General features: G+C 67.6%; 10 protein-coding genes. 7 read left to right on the top strand and 3 right to left on the bottom strand.

The window, feature by feature from the left end; genetic code table 11:
• The first annotated feature begins 2 nt into the window (after positions 1-2).
• The 4 genes from BCR55_RS18295 to BCR55_RS18280 all read left to right on the top strand — a co-directional run bounded on the left by BCR55_RS18295 (position 3) and on the right by BCR55_RS18280 (position 4,330).
• Positions 3-821 carry an SPOR domain-containing protein gene (locus BCR55_RS18295; protein ID WP_065495323.1) on the top strand — a complete coding sequence of 273 codons (819 nt, stop codon included), beginning with the start codon at positions 3-5 and terminating at the stop codon, positions 819-821.
• Positions 822-827: 6 nt separating this feature from the next.
• On the top strand, positions 828-1,322 hold the full coding sequence (locus tag BCR55_RS18290; RefSeq protein WP_006399594.1) for a CvpA family protein: 495 nt from the start codon (positions 828-830) through the stop codon (positions 1,320-1,322).
• Positions 1,323-1,374: 52 nt separating this feature from the next.
• A complete protein-coding gene (gene purF, locus BCR55_RS18285) occupies positions 1,375-2,907 on the top strand; it encodes an amidophosphoribosyltransferase (protein ID WP_006399595.1) in 1,533 nt (510 codons plus the stop codon).
• A 232-nt stretch (positions 2,908-3,139) separates the two neighbouring features.
• The gene (locus BCR55_RS18280; RefSeq protein WP_006404010.1) at positions 3,140-4,330 is read left to right on the top strand and encodes an O-succinylhomoserine sulfhydrylase; all 1,191 of its coding nucleotides are present in this window, start codon (positions 3,140-3,142) and stop codon (positions 4,328-4,330) included.
• 116 nt (positions 4,331-4,446) lie between these two features.
• Here the strand turns inward: BCR55_RS18280 and BCR55_RS18275 are convergent, their stop codons facing one another.
• The 3 genes from BCR55_RS18275 to BCR55_RS18265 are packed head-to-tail and all read right to left on the bottom strand — an operon-like array spanning position 4,447 to position 7,551.
• Entirely contained in the window at positions 4,447-5,421 is a 975-nt protein-coding gene (locus BCR55_RS18275; RefSeq protein ID WP_006409189.1) for an NAD-dependent epimerase/dehydratase family protein, read from the bottom strand.
• Positions 5,408-6,451 (bottom strand): GDP-mannose 4,6-dehydratase, encoded by a 1,044-nt coding sequence (gene gmd, locus BCR55_RS18270; RefSeq protein WP_006399600.1) that lies wholly within the window; start codon positions 6,449-6,451, stop codon positions 5,408-5,410. The genes BCR55_RS18275 and gmd overlap by 14 nt, the downstream gene beginning before the upstream one ends.
• Positions 6,452-6,486: 35 nt before the next feature.
• The gene (locus BCR55_RS18265) at positions 6,487-7,551 is read right to left on the bottom strand and encodes an acyltransferase (RefSeq protein WP_006417205.1); all 1,065 of its coding nucleotides are present in this window, start codon (positions 7,549-7,551) and stop codon (positions 6,487-6,489) included.
• 510 nt (positions 7,552-8,061) lie between these two features.
• Here BCR55_RS18265 and BCR55_RS18260 point away from each other — a divergent pair.
• From BCR55_RS18260 to BCR55_RS18250, 3 genes are read left to right on the top strand one after another with little or no spacing between them, the layout of a single operon-like run.
• Positions 8,062-10,254 (top strand): hypothetical protein, encoded by a 2,193-nt coding sequence (locus BCR55_RS18260; RefSeq protein WP_059936372.1) that lies wholly within the window; start codon positions 8,062-8,064, stop codon positions 10,252-10,254.
• 26 nt (positions 10,255-10,280) lie between these two features.
• Complete coding sequence (locus BCR55_RS18255) at positions 10,281-11,747, top strand: oligosaccharide flippase family protein (protein ID WP_006409186.1); 1,467 nt, start codon at positions 10,281-10,283, stop codon at positions 11,745-11,747.
• Positions 11,744-14,209 carry a glycosyltransferase family 4 protein gene (locus BCR55_RS18250; protein WP_065495318.1) on the top strand — a complete coding sequence of 822 codons (2,466 nt, stop codon included), beginning with the start codon at positions 11,744-11,746 and terminating at the stop codon, positions 14,207-14,209. Before BCR55_RS18255 ends, BCR55_RS18250 begins: the two co-directional genes overlap by 4 nt.
• Positions 14,210-14,258 lie beyond the last annotated feature (49 nt).

Here is a 14,258-nt window from a genome sequence, read left to right as displayed (position 1 = left end):
TCATGGGAATTTTCTCGTTCGGCAAGAAAGACGACGACGCGCCCACCCGGCGCGGCGGTCGTACCGGGGCCTCCCGGACCGTGCGCACCGAGCGCACTGAACGCGTCGAGCGACGCTCGCGCCGCACCGAGCGTCCGGAATCGGACGCACTGCTCCTCGATCCGACCCTTCCAGAAAAGCAACGCGCGCGCCGTCGTCTCGTGGGCGCGATCGCCCTCGTCGTCGCGGCGGTGATCGTGCTGCCGATGGTGCTCGATTCGCATCCGAAGCCGGTCACCGACGACATCGCGATCGACATTCCGAACCGGCCCGCGCATCAGCCGGCCGCGTCGCGCGACGACGATGCGGCCGACGTGCAGGCCGGCGTCGCGCACGACGAGCCGCCGGCGTCCGAGGCCGTTGCGGCTGCACCGGCCCCTGCGCCGAAAGCGGCTGCGAAACCGGCCCCGAAACCCGATACGACCGCGACGGCGAGCGTGACGCCGCCGAAGGCCGCGGCACCGGCCGCGCCTACGCCGGCCGCGCCTAATCCGGCGCCGGTCGCGAGCGCCGAGGCGGCGGGTGCCGACACGAGCGACGCGTCGTCGCCGTCGTCGCCGGCCGGCGCGCGCTTCGCGGTGCAGCTCGGCTCGTTCAAGGACGACGCGACCGCCCGTTCGTGGGCGACGAAATTGAAATCGGCGGGCGTGCCCGCATATGTCGAGCGTCGCAAGCAGGCGGACGGCAGCACGGCTACACTGTTGCGTGCGGGTCCGTTTGCGGATCGCGCGGCCGCGTCCGCCGCGATCGCGAAGGTGCGCGAAGCCGGGCTCACGCAGTAGCGCACGATGCTGACGGCTTTCGACTACGCTGTATTGGCGGTGATCGCGTTGTCGGCGTTGCGCGGTGCGTGGCGCGGCTTCGTGTCGGAGATTTTCGGGCTGATCGGCTGGATCGCGGCGATCGTGATCGCGAGCCGCTACGTCGGGCTGGTGGTCCCGTACATCCCGGCGAACTGGCCGGGCGGCGCGCTGACGCAGTGGGTGATCGCGTTTGCGCTGCTGGTGATCGGCGTCGTGCTCGTCGCGGGCGTCGCGAACGCGCTGCTGTCGCGGATCGCGCAGGCGACCGGCCTCGGCGGCGTCGATCGCTCGCTGGGCATGATGTTCGGCCTCGTGCGCGGCTGCGTGCTGGTGGTGTTGCTGGTCGCGGCGGCCGGGCTGACCGAGTTGCCCAAACAGGATTTCTGGCGCAATGCGCTATTGCGTCCGATTGCCGAGCAGGGCGTGCACGAGCTGAAGCAGCTCCTGCCCGACGGCATGGCCCAGTACGTGCGCGTGTGAGCGTACGCACGGGGCAGGACGGAACCGATTTTGTCATTCTGAAGGACATGCCATGTGCGGCATCGTAGGCGTTATCTCCCAATCCCCGGTCAACCAGCTGATCTATGACAGCCTGCTGCTGCTGCAGCATCGCGGTCAGGACGCGGCAGGCATCGCGACGGCGGACGGCAGCAATTTCCACATGTACAAGGCGAACGGCATGGTGCGCGACGTGTTCCGCACGCGCAACATGCGCAGCCTGCCCGGCACGTTCGGGATCGGCCAGGTCCGCTATCCGACGGCCGGTTCCGCATCGAGCGAAGCCGAGGCGCAGCCGTTCTACGTGAACGCACCGTTCGGGATCATCCTCGCGCACAACGGCAACCTGACGAACTGGCAACAGCTGAAGGACGAGATGTTCCGGATCGACCGCCGGCACATCAACACCAATTCCGACAGTGAGGTGCTGCTCAACGTGTTCGCGCACGAGCTGCAGCTCTCGACGACGGGCCTCGAGCTCGATCCGGCCGCGCTGTTCAAGGCGGTCGCGGGCGTGCACCGCCGCGTGCACGGCTCGTATGCGATCGTCTCGCTGATCGCCGGCTACGGTCTGCTCGCGTTTCGCGATCCGTTCGGCATCCGCCCGCTCTGCATCGGCAAGCTCGAGACCGAGCACGGCACCGAATGGATGGTCGCGTCGGAATCGGTCGCGGTCGAAGGCATCGGCTTCGAGTTCGTGCGCGACGTGCTGCCGGGCGAAGCGATCTTCATCGACCAGGCGGGCAACTTCCACAGCCAGCAGTGCGCGGACAATCCGACGCTGAATCCGTGCATGTTCGAGTACGTCTATCTCGCGCGTCCGGACTCGTGCCTCGACGGCGTGCCCGTCTACAACGTGCGCCTGCGCATGGGCGACTATCTCGCCGAGAAGATCAAGCGCGAGCTGCCGAACGTGCCCATCGACGTCGTGATGCCGATTCCCGATTCGTCGCGCCCGGCCGCGATGCAGGTCGCCGCGAAGCTCGGCGTCGAGTATCGCGAAGGCTTCTTCAAGAACCGCTACGTCGGCCGCACGTTCATCATGCCGGGGCAGGCGGTGCGCAAGAAGTCGGTGCGCCAGAAGCTCAACGCGATGAGCATCGAGTTCAAGGACAAAAACGTGCTGATCGTCGACGATTCGATCGTGCGCGGCACGACGTCGCACGAGATCGTGCAGATGGCGCGCGATGCGGGCGCGAAGTCGGTGATTTTCGCGTCGGCGGCGCCGCCCGTGAAATTCCCGAACGTGTACGGCATCGACATGCCGACGCGCGGCGAGCTCGTCGCGCACGGCCGCAGCGACGAGGAAGTCGCGAAGATCATCGGCGCCGACCATCTGATCTATCAGGACGTCGACGATCTGCGCCGCGCGGTGCGCGACATCAACCCGAAGCTCGAGCGCTTCGAGGCGTCGTGCTTCGACGGCAACTACATCACCGGCGACGTGACGCCCGAGTATCTCGATGCGATCGAGCGCGCGCGCCTGACGCCGGCATCGCAGGCCGACCGCGACACGGCGAGCGATACCGCACGGTCGCAGATGAACCTGCAGCTGTCGGTCGAGTGATTGCCGGCGCACGCTTGTGCCGAAGCGTGCTAGGATGTGGCCTTGCGTCGATTTGATTTCAGCTTGCGGACGCGGGGCTTCTTCCCAAAACAGCTAAAGCGAAGGCCGGCGGCAGCCGGCCCGAGTCGATCGCTGTCGTACCGCACCGAAGCCCGCTGATGCAGACGCATGGCGGGCTTTTTGTTTGGCCTGGCTCGCGCGCATGCGCGGCCATCGAATACGGAAAACGGACATGGACGACTCCCTCAACTTCGACACGCTCGCCGTGCGCGCGGGCACGCTGCGCACCGATTTCAACGAGCATTCGGAAGCGCTGTTCCTGACCTCGAGCTTCTGCTTCAAGAACGCGGCCGAAGCGGCCGAGCGCTTCGCGAATTCGGAAGACTACTTCACCTATTCGCGCTTCACGAACCCGACCGTCACGATGTTCCAGGAACGCCTGGCCGCGCTCGAAGGCGGCGAGGCGTGCATCGCGACCGCGTCCGGGATGGCGGCGATCATGTCGGTCGTGATGGCCGCGCTGCAGGCGGGCGATCACCTCGTCAGCTCGCGCAGCCTGTTCGGCTCGACGCTCGGCATGTTCTCGCAGATCTTCAGCAAGTTCGGCATCACGACGACCTTCGTCGATCCGACCGATCTGAACGCATGGAAGGAAGCGGTGCGTCCGGAGACGAAGATGTTCTTCCTCGAGACGCCGTCGAATCCGCTGACCGAACTCGCCGACATCGAGGCGATCGGCAAGATCGCCAAGGACGCGAACGCGCTGTTCGTCGTCGACAACTGTTTCTGCAGCCCCGTGCTGCAGCAGCCGCTGAAGCTCGGCGCGGACGTCGTCATGCATTCGGCGACGAAATTCCTCGACGGGCAGGGCCGCGTGCTCGGCGGCGCGCTGGTCGGCTCGAAGGCATTCATCATGGGCAAGGTGTTTCCGTTCGTGCGCAGCGCGGGCCCGACGCTGTCCGCGTTCAACGCGTGGGTGCTGCTGAAGGGGATGGAAACGCTGTCGCTGCGCGTCGAGAAGCAGTCGGCGAACGCGCTCGAGATCGCGCGCTGGCTCGATTCGCACCCGGCCGTCGCGCGCGTGTTCTATCCGGGCCTCGAATCGCATCCGCAGCATGAACTCGCGAAGCGCCAGCAGAAGGCCGGCGGCGCGATCGTCTCGTTCGAGCTGAAGGGCGACACGCCCGAACAGCAGCGCGCGAACGCATGGCGCGTGATCGACAACACGAAGCTGATTTCGATCACGGGCAACCTCGGCGATACGCGCACGACGATCACGCATCCGGCGACGACGACCCATGCGCGCATCACGCCCGAAGCGCGCGCGGCGGCGGGGATTACCGAAGGGCTGATCCGGCTCGCGGTCGGCCTCGAGAACGCGGGCGACCTGCGCAACGATCTCGCGCGCGGCCTCGAAGGCTGAACGCGGCGGCCCGGCGCATCGACGACACGCGCCGTTCGCGCCGGCCTTTGCCGGTGCGAACGGCGCGTTCGTTTATTGCGGGGTCGGTTGCGGCCGCGCGGCGCAGCGGCCGCTTGTCAGTCGAGGCGAGCCGGCGCGCCGGCCTGCGCGTCGCGCATCGCGTCGTACATCCATCGCAGCGTCTCCTCGAGCGGCGTGACGGGCAGCTCGCCGATCGCGCGCCGCAGCTTGTCGCGCGATCCGCTCAGGTGCTTCACTTCGTTGTGCCGCACGAAACGCGGATCGACCGTCACGTCGATCACGTAGCCGGCGATCCGCGACAGCATCGCCAGCACTTCCTTCAGCGAATACGCGCGCTCCGAGCAGACGTTGAACGTGTCGCCGGCCGGTGCGGCTTCGATGAGCCGCAGATACGCGGCCGTCACGTCGCGCACGTCGGAGAAGTCGCGGCTCACGTCGAGGTTGCCGAGCGAGATGCGCGGCGCGTTGCGCGCATAGTGCGCGACGAGCTTCGGCAGCAGATACGCTTCGCTCTGGCCGACGCCCGTGTAGTTGAACGGGCGCGCGATGACGATCGGCAGCCGGTCGGCCCACAGCTTCGCCGCGTATTCCATCGCGAGCTTGCTGACCGCGTAGTCGTTCGCGGGCGCGGGCGGCGCGGTTTCGTCGAGCACGCCGGCCGTCGCGTTGCCGTAGATGTTGGCGCTGCTCGCGAGCAGCACCGCCGACGGCCGGCGATCGAGGCCGGCCAGCGCGGCGAGCAGGTTGCGCGTGCCCATGATGTTGACCGCGTACGTCTGCGACGGCTCGTCGTTCGCGACATGCGCGCGCGCAGCGAGATGCACGACGGCATCGGGCCGCGCGTCGGCGGCGGCCGCACGCACCGCGTCGGCGTCGAGCAGGTCGACGCTCAGCAGCGTGCAACGCGCGAGCGCCGGATCGTCCGGGCGTGGCGCGCCCGGTGCGACCGTGCCCCAGACTTCGTAGCCGGCGCCTTCGAGGCGTTGTGCGATGTAGCGGCCCGTGAAGCCCGTCAGGCCGGTGACGAACGCGCGGCGCGGCGCCGCGCGTCCGGCATCAGAACGTGTCATGGTGGGTGTTCCGCGTCAAATCCGCTTCGACCATCATCTGGCACAGTTGTTCGAGCGTCGTCTTCGGCACCCAGCCGAGCTTGCTTTTCGCCTTGTCGGCGCAGCCGATCAGCAGATCGACTTCGGCCGGCCGATAGAACTTCGGATTCACTTCGACGAGCACGTCGCCGGTCGCCGCGTCGAGGCCGCGCTCCTGTTCGCCCTTGCCGGTCCATTCGATCTGATAGCCGGCAGCAGCGAACGCCATCCGCACGAAGTCGCGCACGGTTTCGGTGCGGTTCGTCGCGAGCACGTAGGTGTCCGGCTCGTCGGCCTGCAGCATCCGCCACATGCCTTCGACGTATTCGAGCGCGAAGCCCCAGTCGCGCTTCGCATCGAGATTGCCGAGCTCGAGCCGCTTCGCTTTGCCGAGCCGGATCTTCGCGACCGTATCGGTGATCTTGCGCGTGACGAACTCGCGGCCGCGCAGCGGCGACTCGTGATTGAACAGGATGCCGCTGCAGCCGAACAGGCCGTACGATTCGCGATAGTTGACGGTCGTCCAGTGCGCGAACAGCTTCGCGACGCCGTACGGGCTGCGCGGATAGAACGCGGTCGTTTCCGTTTGCGGAATCGACTGCACCTTGCCGAACATTTCCGACGTCGATGCCTGATAGAAGCGCGTGCGCGGGCTCACGACGCGAATCGCCTCGAGCAGGTTCAGCGTGCCGAGGCCCGTGACTTCGGCGGTCGTCGACGGCTGGTCGAACGACACGCCGACGAAGCTTTGCGCCGCCAGGTTGTACAGCTCGTCGGGCTGCGTGCGCTCGAGCAGCCGCAGGCTCGAACCGGCGTCGGTCAGATCGTGTTCGACGAGCGTCAGATTCGGATGCGTGTCGACGCCGAGCTCGGCGATCCGCCAGAAGTTCACCGAGCTGGTGCGGCGGTAGGTGCCGGTGACCTGATAGCCCTTGTCGAGCAGCAGCTTGGTCAGGTAGGCGCCGTCCTGCCCCGTGATCCCCGTGATGATGGCCTTGCGAGTGTGGCTCATGGCGATGTCCTGGTAGAAACGATGGAAGATGAAAATCAGGCGGTCGTGCGTGCCGCGGCGGGCAGCGCGCGGCGTGCGGGGCCGCGCGTCAGGCGGCGCTCGAAGCCGTACCAGCTCAGCGTCGCGTAGGCGAGGGTGATCGCAAGTGCGAGCGCGGCCGTCACGAAGCGGTTCAGATGCAGCGGCCACAGCGCGTACAGCACGCTGAGGTGAATCAGATACACGGTGTAGCTGACGGTGCCGATATAGACGAGCACCGGGTTCGTCAGCACGCGCTGGACGAGCCCGCGCCCGCGAAGTGCGATCACGACGATCGACGTGCACAGCAGCAGCGAGATGCTGTAGAGCGCGGCGTTCGACAGCGGCGTATTGGCCGCGCGGAAACGCGGAAACGACAAGTGCAGCGCGCCGAGAATCGCGAGCGCGACGAGTGCGCCGACGATCGCGAGCGGATAGAACGGCTCCAGCGCGCGACGGTCGCGGCGCAGCACGATCGCGAGCAGCGCACCGGCGGCGAGCAGGTCCATGCGGAACGGCGTCAGGTAGTAGATCGGCCAGAACGAGTCGAACCACGGCGTCGCGATGGCGCGCAACACCGGCGCGACGACGATCAGCGCGGCGGCGACCCACAGCAGCACGCGTTCCGAACACCACAGCACGACGAACGGCCAGAAGATGTAGAACTGCTCCTCGACCGCGAGCGACCACAGCACGTTCAGGCTGTCGTGGCCGATGCTGCCGAGCGACAGCCCGATGTTCGTCGAGAAGAACGCGTACCACGGCCAGTGCGGCAGCCAGGTCGCGCCGAACAGCAGCGTCGACACGATCAGCAGCAGCACGTAAGGCGGCAGGATCCGGCGCACGCGGCGCGCATAGAAGTGGCTGAAGTACGACTGTCCGCGTGCCTTGCGTTCGAGCAGGATGCCGGTGATCAGCAGCCCGCTCAGCACGAAGAACAAATCGACACCCATCCACAGCGGCGCCTTCAGCGCGTGCTGCAGGAACACCGCGCCGACGGCGATCGCGCGCAGCCCGTCGAGCTGGACGATGCGGCCGTGCTGCGGCGGTGCGAGTTCGGCGGTGCGCGTCGGGCCCGTCATCGCGCCGCCCCTTCGCGACGCGCGTGCCATGTTGCCGGCGTCGCGCGTCCTGCATTCGATGCGTGAACGTAATGCATGCCTTTTAAGTGGAATATCGAATCGAAACCGATTCTACGGAAAAGAAATCGGCAAAAAAACGCATGTCATTTATTCAACGGCGGGCATTCGAAGCGCATTGCGCGCAATCGAAAAATGAAAGCCGCTGAAAGGCGGGCGCCCGCATGGCCACGCACGACGTGCGTCGGCGGAATTTTCTACGTACTACGCGCGTGAACGGCGGTCGTTATTGCCGATTTTCACGAGCAGGCGCGCGCGTTCCGGTTCGATATTTCAGGCTGAAACATCCCCAAATATTTCCAAATTTCTTGTGATTATTTTTGCTTGTAACCTGCATCGCGACGTTTGAAACCCATTTAGCGACCGGACGTTTCGCGGCAGCCGTGCGCCGCCGTTCCGGTCGCCGAGCATCGAGTCTGGAGAAGCGCATTGCGACGTCTGATTCTGGTTGGCATGACGATGTGCGCGGTGCTGTCTGCCGGCGCCGCATCGGCCGAAACCGTGTTGCCCGCGACCACGTCGTGGATCGGCAACACGTTCGGCTACGGCGACGGCCGCTGGACGCAGATCGACATCCGCGCGATCGCGGTCACGCCCGACGGCAAGGTCTATACGAATGCGCCGTGGGACGAGAGCGGCGCCGAGGCGAGCGTCTATCAGGACGGCAAGATGCTCGGCTTCGCGGGCGGCACGCATGGCTGGGGCAATCTCGGCGGCAACGCGATCGCGGTGAACAGCAAGTATGCGTATGTCGCGATCGGCGTCGGCAACGAACGCGGCCGGCTGCAGTCGCCCGGCATCTGGCCCGACAAGGGCAAGCAGTGGTTCGGCATCTCGCGGCGCGCGATCGGCGACATGAAGCAGCCTGCGCCGTTTCGCGCGGCGCCGTCGGTCGCGCCCGGCGGGCGGGCGGACGCAGGCCGCGCGCGGATGGCCGCGAGCTTCATGGTGGTCAACGAAGTGCCGGCCGCGGCGAAGCCGGACGCCGGTGAGCTGAAAGCCGAAGTCGGCGGTCTCGCGGCCGACGACAAGACGCTGTTCGCGACCAACCCGTCGCACGACGCGGTCGACGTCTACGACGCGGAGACGATGCAGAAAAAGGGCACGTGGAGCGCACACGAGCCCGGACGCATCGCGCTCGCCGCCGACGGCACGCTGTGGCTGCTGACCGACACGCTGAACGGCCCCGCGCGCCTCGTGCACGTGCGTGCGGACGGCCGCAAGATCGACGACGCGCCCGCGCTGCCGGACGGCACCGACGCGGTCGACGTCGCGGTCGACACGAAGGGGCGCGTGTTCGTCGCCGACAACGGCCCGCGCCAGCAGATCCTGATTTTCTCGAAGAGCGGCGAGCGCTATGCGCCGTCCGGCACGCTCGGCGTGCGCGGCGGCATTTTCGCCGGTCCCGTGCCGGGCCGTCCGGGCCCGCAGCGCTTCAACGGGCTGACCGGCGTCGGCGTCGACCGCGCGGGCAACGTCTATGTCGCGATGAACGGGATCGGCCCGCGTCACGACACGATCGGCGCCGGCCTCGGCGCGGTGCTCGAGAGCTACACGCCGGACGGCACGCTGCGCTGGCAGGTGCAGGGGCTGCTGTTCGTCGACGGCGCGTGGCTCGATCCCGCGCGGCCCGACAGCGTGTACACCGGCAACAAGCGCTTCGAGCTCGATCTGTCGAAGCCGCCCGGCCAGGACTGGAAATATGTCGGCTTCCTGTCGAACCGCTTCAAGTATCCCGACGATCCGGTGTTCCACACCGACCAGTGGCCCGGCATGCCGACCGCACGCCGTCTCGACGGCCGCACGTTCCTGTACCTGACCGACATGTATGCCGATCACCTGAAGATCTATCGCTTCGACGCGAAGCGCGACGGCGAAGTCGCGATTCCGTCCGGGCTGATCGCGGGCCGTGCGCGGCCGGTCGACAAGGTGCCGAACAAGCCGCCGGGCGGCGACTGGCTGTGGCGCGACGCGAACGGCAACGGCCGCCTCGATGCGGACGAATTCGAGATCAATACGACCGGCAACGCGAAGGCGGGCGGCTGGGGCTGGTGGGTCGACACGAAGGGCGACATCTGGCGCACGAGCGACGTGCGCGGGATTCACCGGTTCCGCTACGGCGGCGTCGACAAGGCCGGCAACCCGATCTACGCGTACGACAAGGTCACGACGTATCCGATGCCGAAGCCGTTCACGCAGCTGCGTCGCGCGATCTACGACGCGCGCACGGATTCGCTCTACGTGACGGGCTATACGGCGGACGCGCCGCCGCAGCCCGGCATCAACAAGGAAGTCGGCCGCGTGCTGGTGCGCTTCGACAAGTGGTCGACGGGCTCGCCGGTCGCGCGCTACACGATCGCGCTGCCGTGGCAGCTCGATGCGAAGCCGATTCTCGACCTGATCGGCATCACCGTCGAAGGCCGCTACCTCTTCGCGGTCGAGCCGGTCGGCAAGATCCACGTGTACGACAACGAAACCGGCAAGGAAGTCGGCGTGATGAGTCCGGGGCCGGAGGTCGGCCGCGCGTCGGGATGGGTCGACGTGCCGTTCGGCATCAGCGCGTTCCGCCGCGAGAACGGCGAGTACCTCGTGTTCGTCGAGGAAGACGCGCGCGGCAAGGTGCTGATGTATCGCTGGAAACCGTGACGCGCGGCCGTCGACAAGGCACAGGCATGGACAAACGCATACTGAAGAACGTATCGATCAATTTCGTCGGGCTGATTCTGCCGACCTTCGTGTCGCTGGTCACGGTGCCCGCGTATATCCACGCGCTCGGCGTCGAGCGCTACGGCGTCGTCAGTCTCGTGTGGACGCTGATCGGCTATTTCGGGATTCTCGATCTCGGCATGAGCATGGCCGCGCAGAACCACATCTCGAAGGCGCTCGCGAGCGGCGATGCGGCCGAAAGCGCGCGCGTGTTCTGGAGCGCGTTCTGGCTCAATCTCGGTACCGGCATCGCGGGCGGGCTGCTGATCTATTTCGGCGCATTCGTCTACACCGCGTATTTCACGAAGGTGTCGGCCGCGATGCAGCACGAGGTGTATCTCGCGCTGCCGTGGCTCGCGCTCGCGATTCCGCTCGCGAACGTGTCGTGGGTGTTCGCGGGCGCGATCAACGGCGCCGAGCGCTTCGGCGTGTTCAACACGAACCAGACGATCGGCACGTTCCTGTTCCAGCTGCTGCCGCTCGGCGCGGCCTGGTGGATCGCGCCGAACCTGCAGACGGTGCTCGCCGCCGCGGTCGTCGCGCGACTCGTCGCCGCGGTGATGCTCGGCTATGCGAGCGTGCGCGTGCTCGGGATCCGGCGCGTCGATCCGCCGCAATGGGGCACCGCGAAAGGACTGTTCAACTTCGGCGGCTGGATGCTGATCGCGAGCACGACGAGCATGATCGCCGACACGCTCGACCGCGTGATGCTCGGCGCCGGCATGGGCGCGAAGTTCGTCACCTACTACACGGTGCCGCAGAACCTCGTCACGCGGCTGAACATGCTGCCGAACGCGCTCGTGCGCACGCTGTTCCCGCGCCTGTCGGCGCTCGGCCGCGAGCATGCCGACACGCTCGCGCGCCAGTCGCTCGAATTCCTGAACGGCGTGTTCACGCCGGTCGCGATCGTCGCGATCTTTGCGTTGGCGCCGTTCCTGACGCTGTGGGTCGGCCCCGATCTGGCCGCGCATTCGGCGCCGGTCGGGCGCGTGCTCGTGGTCGGCGTGTGGCTCGTCGGCCAGGCCAGCGTCACGCGGATCCTGATCCAGTCGCAGGTCAACCCGGCGCGCGCGGCGCTGGCCGGGCTCGTCCAGATGCCGTTCTTCGTCGGCGCGCTGTGGCTCGGCATTCATCGCTACGGGCTGATCGGCGCGGCGGTGGTCGTCGCCGCCCGCGCGCTGGTCGACTACGGCGTGCTGCTCTATCTGTCGGCGATCCGGATGCGCGCGATCGTGCTCGACATGGTCGCGCACCTTGCGTTCCTGCTCGTGAGCCTCGCGCTTGCGAACGCCTGGACGGGGCTCGCCGAATCCATCGGCATGTGCGCGATCGTGCTGACGCTGAACGTCGCCTGGTCGCTCACGATGACGCCGGGGCTGCGCGCGCTGGCGTCCGGCCTGATCGGCCGTCTCAATGCGAGGAAAACCACATGAATCGCGATCTGGCGGAACACGCCCTTCTCAATGCGGCGCCGGCCGACGCGACGGTCGCAGCCGTCGCCGGCGAAGCGGGCACGCTGCGCGCCGTGCCGCGCGACGAACCGGCGCCCGCGCGCGATGCGTCGCGCCCGCTGCGCGTCGCGATCGTCCACGACTGGCTCGTCACCTATGCGGGCGCCGAGCGCGTGCTCGAGCAGATCCTCGCGTGCTTTCCCGACGCGGACCTGTTCAGCCTCGTCGACTTTCTCGACGATCGCGCGTTCGTGCGCGGCAAGCCGGTGACGACGACGTTCATCCAGAAGCTGCCGTTCGCGCGCACCAAGTACCGCAGCTATCTGCCGCTGATGCCGCTCGCGATCGAGCAGCTCGACGTGTCGGGCTACGACCTCGTGATCTCGAGCAGCCACGCGGTCGCCAAAGGCGTGCTGACCGGTCCCGACCAGGTGCACATCAGCTACGTGCATTCGCCGATCCGCTACGCGTGGGATCTGCAGCACCAGTATCTGGAACAGTCGAACCTCACGCACGGGCCGAAGTCGCTGCTCGCGCGGATGATCCTGCATTACATCCGCAACTGGGACACGCGTACCGCGAACGCCGTCGACGGTTTCATCGCGAATTCGGCGTTCATCGCCCGGCGCATCCGCAAGGTCTATCACCGCGATGCGGCCGTGATCTTTCCGCCGGTCGACGTCGACGCGTTCTCGCTGAACGAGGTGAAGGACGACTTCTACCTGACTGCATCGCGGATGGTGCCGTACAAGAAGATCGACCTGATCGTCGACGCATTCTCGCGCACGCCCGAGCGCAAGCTCGTCGTGATCGGCGACGGCCCCGAGATGGACAAGATCCGCGCGAAGGCCGGCCCGAACGTCGAGATCATGGGCTACCAGCCGTTCGCGGTGCTGCACGACCGCATGCGCCGCGCGAAGGCGTTCGTGTTCGCTGCCGAGGAGGACTTCGGCATTTCGGTCGTCGAGGCGCAGGCCTGCGGCACGCCGGTGATCGCGTACGGCAAGGGCGGCGCGCTCGAAACGGTGCTCGATCCGCGCGCCGACATGAACCCGACCGGACTGTTCTTCGACGAGCAGACGCCGCAGGCGATCGTCGCGGCCGTCGACGATTTCGAGCGCGCGCCGCAGCGCTTCACGCCGCGTGCGTGCCGCGCGAACGCGGAGCGGTTCTCGGCCGACACGTTCCGGCGACGTTTTCTCGATTACGTGGAGACGGCGCTGCCGGGCGCGACCGCCCAGCGCGGCGCGCCGGCCGCGGCGCCGGTCCCGCGCGGGCCGGCGACGCTCGTGCTCGACCAGAGCGGCGTGCTCGGCGGCGCGGAGCTGTCGCTGCTGGAAATCATGAAGCACATGCGCGCGAACGCGGACGTGCTGCTGTTCGACGACGGTCCGTTTCGCGCGGCGCTCGAGGAAATCGGTGCGCGCGTCGACGTGGTCGAGCAGGGCGCGCTCGCGGGCGTGCGCAAGCAGGGCGGTGTGTCGCTCGGCGCGCTCGCGCAACTGTGGCGGCTCGTGCGCGACGTCGCACACCGCGCGCGCCGTGCCGAAGTCATCTATGCGAACACGCAGCGCGCGATGGTGGTCGCCGCGCTCGCCGGGCGGCTCGCGCGCAAGCCGGTCGTCTGGCATTTGCGCGACATCGTCAGCGCCGATCATTTCGGCGGCAAGCAGCTGCTCGCGATCAAGCATTGCGCTCGGCTCGGCGTCACGCGCGTGATCGCGAACTCGGATGCGTCGGCGCAGGCGTTCCGCGCGCTGACCGGGTTCACGCCGCAGCACGTCGACGTCGTGTTCAACGGGATTGCCGCGGAGCCGTTCGATGCGCTCGACAACGTGAGCCAGGCCGCGCTGCGCGCGCGATTCGGGTTGCCGGCCGACGCCTGGCTGGTCGGCTCGTTCAGCCGCCTCGCGCGCTGGAAAGGGCAGCATGTACTGCTCGAAGCGGCCGCGCGGCTGCCGGACGTGCACGTCGTGCTCGTCGGCGCACCGCTGTTCGGCGAGGACGAATACGCGGCGCAGTTGCATGAAACCGTCGCGCGGCACGGGATGGACGGCCGCGTGCATTTCCTCGGCTTCCAGCGCGATGTCGCCGCCTGCATGAAGGCCGTCGACGTCGTCGCGCATACGTCGATCACGCCCGAGCCGTTCGGCCGCGTGATCGTCGAGGGGATGCTCGCGCGCCGGCCGGTCGTCGCGGCGCGTGCGGGCGGCGTCGTCGAGATCGTCGAGCACGGCGACAACGGCCTGCTCTGCGAGCCGGGCGACGCGACGGCGCTCGCGGACGCGCTCGTCGCGCTGCAGTCCGACGCCGCGCTGCGCACACGACTCGTCGCGAGCGGTCGCGCGACCGCACTGCGGCGATTCGGCACGCGCACGTATGTCGAGCGCGTCGAGAAGATTCTCGCGGATACCGCGCGCGCTGCGAAAGCGAAACATCAGTAAGCGGTGCGCGGCCGCGCGCGCCGTCCGCGTCGATCGATATGCGCCCTCA

The organism is Burkholderia sp. CCA53, from assembly GCF_001685525.1.
GTDB classification, from domain to species: domain Bacteria; phylum Pseudomonadota; class Gammaproteobacteria; order Burkholderiales; family Burkholderiaceae; genus Burkholderia; species Burkholderia multivorans.
This window is presented reverse-complemented; position numbering and strand designations above follow the sequence as displayed.

Excerpts from the sequence above, each read along its gene's own strand:
- BCR55_RS18295 (WP_065495323.1), top strand. The coding sequence starts at position 3 with ATGGGAATTTTCTCGTTCGGCAAGAAAGACGACGACGCGCCCACCCGG.
- BCR55_RS18290 (WP_006399594.1), top strand. The coding sequence starts at position 828 with ATGCTGACGGCTTTCGACTACGCTGTATTGGCGGTGATCGCGTTGTCG.
- purF (WP_006399595.1), top strand. The coding sequence starts at position 1,375 with ATGTGCGGCATCGTAGGCGTTATCTCCCAATCCCCGGTCAACCAGCTG.
- BCR55_RS18280 (WP_006404010.1), top strand. The coding sequence starts at position 3,140 with ATGGACGACTCCCTCAACTTCGACACGCTCGCCGTGCGCGCGGGCACG.
- BCR55_RS18275 (WP_006409189.1), bottom strand. The coding sequence starts at position 5,421 with ATGACACGTTCTGATGCCGGACGCGCGGCGCCGCGCCGCGCGTTCGTC.
- gmd (WP_006399600.1), bottom strand. The coding sequence starts at position 6,451 with ATGAGCCACACTCGCAAGGCCATCATCACGGGGATCACGGGGCAGGAC.
- BCR55_RS18265 (WP_006417205.1), bottom strand. The coding sequence starts at position 7,551 with ATGACGGGCCCGACGCGCACCGCCGAACTCGCACCGCCGCAGCACGGC.
- BCR55_RS18260 (WP_059936372.1), top strand. The coding sequence starts at position 8,062 with ATGACGATGTGCGCGGTGCTGTCTGCCGGCGCCGCATCGGCCGAAACC.
- BCR55_RS18255 (WP_006409186.1), top strand. The coding sequence starts at position 10,281 with ATGGACAAACGCATACTGAAGAACGTATCGATCAATTTCGTCGGGCTG.
- BCR55_RS18250 (WP_065495318.1), top strand. The coding sequence starts at position 11,744 with ATGAATCGCGATCTGGCGGAACACGCCCTTCTCAATGCGGCGCCGGCC.